The organism is Streptomyces milbemycinicus (assembly GCF_002154605.1).
In the GTDB taxonomy this organism is placed as follows: Bacteria; Actinomycetota; Actinomycetes; order Streptomycetales; family Streptomycetaceae; genus Streptomyces; species Streptomyces milbemycinicus.
Window position 1 is genome coordinate 1 of record NZ_MUNE01001018.1, and the last position, 3,799, is coordinate 3,799.

A 3,799-nucleotide genomic window follows, 5' to 3' on the forward strand; every position below is an offset into this window, starting at 1 on the left:
CACCCGTACCACCCAACTCACCACCCCCACCCGACGCTTGACCGCCACCTCCACCCCAGCTGACCGCGCGTTCGAGATGCGCTTCACCTCCACGCCCCGAGGTGTCCGTCTCGCCCGCCGTCTGGCAGCCGTCCGGCTGGACGCATGGGGAATCCCGTACGGCAGCGAACCCCACGACGAGATCGACCTGATCGTCGCCGAGCTGAGCGCGAACGCCGTGCGGCATGGCCACGTCCCGGGCTGTGACTTCCACCTCCGCCTGCATGTGACGGCAGCGGGCTCGCGCCCCGCGACCGCCCGGATCGAGGTCACCGACAGCCGCGCCGAATGCGCGCCGCGGCGGCCTGCTGTCCCGCCTGCCTCGGATGGCCCCGGCCTCGCGGAGACCGGCCGGGGCCTGCTCCTCGTGTCGCGCCTGGCCACCCGCTGGGATTGGCGCCTACGCCCCGACGGCTCGGGCAAGACGGTCTGGGCCGATTACCGCATCCCCGGGGGAGTGGCTGCCGCGGAGCCCGCCACGTGACCGGACCCGGTCAGGCTCTCGGGCGCGCCACACGAGATGTACATCTGCTACATATGTGACATGAGTGATCCCGTCGTCGAATCCATGGCCGAGGTCCGCAGTCACCTTGCCGACGTCATCGACCGTGCCCGGCGCGAGGAGACGCGACGATCATCACCCGTCGACATCCCGGAGTCCCAGCGCCTCCGCCGGATCGCCGAAGACGCCGAAGGTGCATGGCTCAACCGGCTGGCCGACGAAGCCGAGCCCGAAGGCACGGAAGGGTCTGTCTCGCTCGGAGAGATGGCCGCACTGCTCCGTGCTGACCATCATGGGGTGCGTCACGCTCCACGCCGCACGCGCAGCGGGACAGTGATGGACTCGGGCGACAGGTAATCGCCGCGATATCTACCGCCAGGTTCCCTGAGACCCGCCTGACCGCGCGGTCCACGCTGCGCAGGCGCTCACATCGCGCCACCGGTTCGTGTGCGGTGGGTGTTACCCCTGACAATCCGCCGCGGAGACGTTCGTGTAATGAGTCGTTCGTACCGTTACGAACGTACGGCGGTCACAGAGGGCCGAACCAGGTCGATCAGGAGAGAGGGGCGCCCGTGGTCGCACCGGACGCGTGGGCCGAGGGCACGACGAAGGTGCGGACGGTCTGCTCGTACTGCGGGGTGGGCTGCGGCATGGTCCTCGACGTCGGCCGGGGGCCGGACGGGCGGCGTACGGTGCTGAAGGCGGCCGGGGACAAGGAGCACCCCGCGAACTTCGGCCGACTGTGCACCAAGGGCGCGACCACCGCCGACATGCTCGTCGCCCCGGGGCGGCTGACCACGGCCCTCGTCCGGCCGGACCGTGGCGAGGAGCCGCAGCCCGCGCCCGTGGCGGCCGCCATCGCCGAGACCGCCCGCCGCCTGCGGGCGATCGTCGATGAGCACGGGCCCGACGCGGTCGCCCTCTATGTCTCCGGGCAGATGAGCCTGGAGGCGCAGTATCTGGCGAACAAGCTGGCCAAGGGGTTCCTCCGGACCAACCAGATCGAGTCGAACTCGCGGCTGTGCATGGCGAGCGCCGGTACCGGTTACAAGCTGTCGCTGGGCGCGGACGGGCCGCCCGGCTCGTACCAGGACTTCGACAAGGCGGACGTCTTCTTCGTCATCGGCGCCAACATGGCCGACTGCCATCCGATCCTCTTCCTGCGCATGATGGACCGTGTGAAGTCGGCGGGCGCCAAGCTGATCGTCGTCGACCCGCGGCGCACCGCCACCGCGGCCAAGGCCGATCTGTTTCTGCAGATCAGGCCGGGCACGGACCTGGCGCTGCTCAATGGGCTGCTGCATCTGCTGCATGCGGACGGCCACACCGACCCTGAGTTCATCGCCGCCCACACCGAGGGCTGGGAGGCGATGCCCGCCTTCCTCGCGGACTATCCGCCCGCCGCCGTCGCGGAGATCACCGGTATCCCGGAGGACGACATCCGCGAGGCCGCCCGGCTGATCGGCGAGGCGGGGGAGTGGACGAGTTGCTGGACGATGGGCCTGAACCAGTCCACGCACGGCACCTGGAACACCAACGCCCTGGTCAACCTGCATCTCGCCACCGGCGCGATCTGCCGCCCCGGTAGCGGGCCCTTCTCCCTGACCGGGCAGCCCAACGCCATGGGCGGCCGGGAGATGGGCTACATGGGGCCGGGGCTGCCCGGGCAGCGGTCCGTGCTCGTCGATGCCGACCGGGCCTTCGTCGAGGAGCTGTGGGAGCTGGAGCCGGGCGCGCTGCGCGCCGACGGGGTCGGCAAGGGCACGGTCGAGATGTTCCAGAAGATGGCCGAGGGGGACATCAAGGCGTGCTGGATCATCTGCACCAACCCCGTCGCCTCCGTCGCCAACCGCAAGACGGTCATCGAGGGCCTGGAGGCCGCCGAGTTCGTCGTCACTCAGGACGTGTTCGCCGAGACGGAGACGAACGCGTACGCCGATGTCGTCCTGCCCGGCGCGCTGTGGACCGAGACAGAGGGCGTCCTGATCAACAGCGAGCGCAACCTGACCCTCGCCCGGCCGGCCGCCGATCCGCCCGGTGAGGCGATGGCGGACTGGCGGATCATCGCCGCCGTGGCCCGCGCGATGGGCTACGAGAAGGGCTTCGCGTACGACAGCGCCGAGGAGGTCTTCGAGGAGATCAAGCGCGCCTGGAACCCGGCGACCGGCTGGGATCTGCGCGGGGTGAGCTACGAGCGGCTGCGGACGACCCCGGTGCAGTGGCCGGCGGCGACCGCGGACGGGCCCGACCGAAACCCGATCCGGTACGTCGGCGAGGACGGTTCGCCGACCTTCCCGACCCCGAGCGGCCGGGCGGTCTTCTACGCCCGTCCGCACCTGCCGGCGGTCGAGATGCCCGACGACGACTACCCGTACGTGCTCAACACGGGCCGCCTCCAGCACCAGTGGCACACCCTCACCAAGACGGCCAAGGTGCCCAAGCTGAACAAGCTCAACCCCGGCCCCTTCGTGGAGGTGCACCCCCGGGACGCGGCCCGGCTGGGCATCGCCGAGGGGGATTCGGTGGAGGTCGCCTCGCGGCGCGGGCGTGCGGTGCTGCCCGCGGTTGTCACGGACCGGGTGCGGCCGGGCTGCTGTTTCGCGCCGTTCCACTGGAACGACCTGTTCGGGGAGTATCTGAGCGTCAACGCGGTGACCAGCGACGCCGTAGATCCGCTGTCGTTCCAGCCCGAGCTCAAGGTGTGCGCGGTGTCGCTGACCAAGGTGGCCACCCCGGTGACGGTGCGGGCCCCAGCCCCGGTGGGCGTCCCGGCCCCGGCCCCGGCGGGTGTTCCGGCCTCGGCTCCGGCGTCCGGTTCCGCCCCGTCCGGTCCCGCCCCGTTCGGGCTGGAGCCCGCGCCGCCGCCGGTCCTGGCCGAACACGAACGCCGCTATCTGACCGGCTTCCTGACCGGTATCCCGTCCGGCGCCCCGGGCGTACCGGTGCTGCCGCCGGACGCCCCGTTCAGCCCGGAGCACGCCCTGTGGGTGAACGGCGTGCTGGCCGGGATGTACTCCAGGGCCGAGGAGACGGGGTCCACCGCGTACGGCGCGGGCGGCTCCCCACAGTCGTCCTCCCTGGCCGCGGACGCCCCTCACCGCCAGGTCGTGATCCTCTGGGCGTCGCAGACCGGGAATGCCGAGGAGTTCGCGACCGCCGCGGCACAGCGGCTCTCCGCGCACGGCCACCCCGCCTCCCTCCTGCCCATGGAGGGGGCGGACCCCGCCGCGCTGCCGTCCGACGCCGACCTGCTGCTGA

General features: G+C 71.4%; 3 protein-coding genes. All 3 read left to right on the forward strand.

Annotated features, from left to right (window positions below):
* Nucleotides 1-523: ATP-binding protein (locus CCN51_RS50505; protein WP_425444810.1), on the forward strand; the 523-nt coding region annotated here is incomplete at its 5' end.
* Nucleotides 524-583: 60 nt separating this feature from the next.
* Nucleotides 584-898: a prevent-host-death family protein gene (locus CCN51_RS50510; RefSeq protein WP_319637640.1), complete on the forward strand. Its 315-nt coding sequence runs from the start codon at nt 584-586 to the stop codon at nt 896-898.
* A gap of 293 nt (nt 899-1,191) precedes the next feature.
* The coding region (locus CCN51_RS50515) for a molybdopterin oxidoreductase family protein (protein ID WP_245881868.1) at nt 1,192-3,799 on the forward strand (2,608 nt) is incomplete at its 3' end.

Bases quoted from the DNA above. Each gene is read 5' to 3' on its own strand.
- CCN51_RS50510 (WP_319637640.1), top strand. From the start codon at position 584: ATGAGTGATCCCGTCGTCGAATCCATGGCCGAGGTCCGCAGTCACCTT.